The sequence below is a fragment of the Lachnobacterium bovis DSM 14045 genome, assembly GCF_900107245.1.
In the GTDB taxonomy this organism is placed as follows: Bacteria; Bacillota; Clostridia; order Lachnospirales; family Lachnospiraceae; genus Roseburia; species Roseburia bovis.
Map to the genome: position 1 here is coordinate 1 of NZ_FNPG01000055.1, position 1,718 is coordinate 1,718.

The 1,718-nt window shown below is 31.7% G+C and carries 1 protein-coding gene and 1 pseudogene; one reads left to right on the forward strand and one right to left on the reverse strand.

The annotated features are described in order from the left end of the window. The first annotated feature begins 103 nt into the window (after positions 1-103). Entirely contained in the window at positions 104-661 is a 558-nt protein-coding gene (locus BLV79_RS12340; protein WP_074719267.1) for a hypothetical protein, read from the forward strand. A gap of 98 nt (positions 662-759) precedes the next feature. Here BLV79_RS12340 and BLV79_RS13120 read toward each other — a convergent pair. Continuing rightward, a pseudogene (locus tag BLV79_RS13120) lies at positions 760-1,718 on the reverse strand (IS3 family transposase); the annotation flags it as partial.

A 1,718-nucleotide genomic window follows, 5' to 3' on the forward strand; every position in this document is an offset into this window, starting at 1 on the left:
CGAACCTATAGAAAAGGTAAAGAAAAGACTATGACTGAATAGTTATAAAGACCTTGGAGAGGGTCTCTAAAAACTACTACTATATAATACGAGGAAATAAATTGTGAAAAAAATAAGAAAAGCCATCATAATGGTATTAGTAGCAGTAAGTGTATGTTGTAGCGTAATTGCTTGTGGACGTACAAAATTGTCAGATTCTGAAATTGATAAATTATCAGAAAAAGGATATTGCTTAACAAAATACAAGGATGATACATATTGTTATACAGAAGATAATATACAATATTATTATAAATATTCTATGGGACATTTTACTTTTACTAAATATAAAATTAGTAATTTATATAACAAATATAATCCGAATATAACAAATGAAGAAAATGCTTACATTGTTGTAAGTAAAGAAAAATTATTTAAATATAAAGTTATGTTGTATAAAGTTATAAAAGATTCCCAAGAAGATAAAAGTGAAGTTGATAATTCAAATTGGTTTATGTGTAAGAAAGACGTTGATAAAAAATATTTAAATGGATGGAATGATCCACTGGCAAAAGAAAGGGATAGTTACACTACAATAATGAATTATACGTCAAAAAACAAGTTAAGAAAAACGTTAATAAAAGCAAATAAAATCAGCAAAAAAATGAATAAAATAGTATAAATAATACTTGATTATGAAGTAAAAAAGCAGTCAGTGATGAGGTGACCCCAAAAAGTTAGACTTTTTAAGCGTAGCAGTTTTTGGCTGCTACGCTATTTTTATGCAGCCAAGAGGCTGAGCCTGTATTGAACAGGACTCATCCATCCTAGTTTTTCTTTAATTCTTTGTTCATTGTAATATTTTATATATCGTTTGATTTCTGATTTTAATTCTTCATAACTGTAATAAACAACACCATAATAGATTTCTTGTTTTAATAGTCCAAAGAAGTTTTCCATAACTGAGTTATCGTAGCAATTTCCTTTTCTTGACATACTTTGGAAGATTCGCTCTTCCTTAAGGCGATGTGAATAAGCTTTCATCTGATAAGCCCAGCCTTGATCCGAGTGAAAGGTTCTGCGGTATGGACAGTCTGCTGTTATAGTTATTGCTTGTTCCAAAGCATCCATTACATTCTTGGCGGATGGTTGTGGGGCTATTCCAAAACTAATAATCTCACCATTGCACATATCCATAAATGGGTCTAGATATAACTTATGCATTGTCATATGACCTTTAGTATCTACCTCATAATATTTGAATTCGGTAGTATCTGTAGTGATTTTTTGATGAGGGATATGAGTGTTAAAACGTCTTTTTATACGATTAGGTGCACTATTCCAATTTTACCTTTGTATGAGCTGTATTTACGGCTCTTGCGTGTAAAAGAGGTGACTTGTAATCCAAGTTTCTGCACTATGCGTTGTACTTTTTTCTTGTTTATACAGTAACCTTGATTTTTTAATTCCCCTAATATTCTACGGTAGCCATAATCCTTATTAGTTTTGCGAATCTCAAGAATCCTTTCTTCGATTTCTTTATCTGGATTTTCACGGTCAAATCTTTTTTGCCAATACATGTAAGTAGCTTTGGGCATACCTATATAAGAGAGAATGTCTTTTAGTTTGAACTCTCCTCGGAGGCTGTTGATGATTCGCGCCGTTCTCTCATTTTTGCCTCGTCCTCTAAACGCAGCCTCCTCAGTTTGGTATTGTACAATAAAATTTGACACCCTATC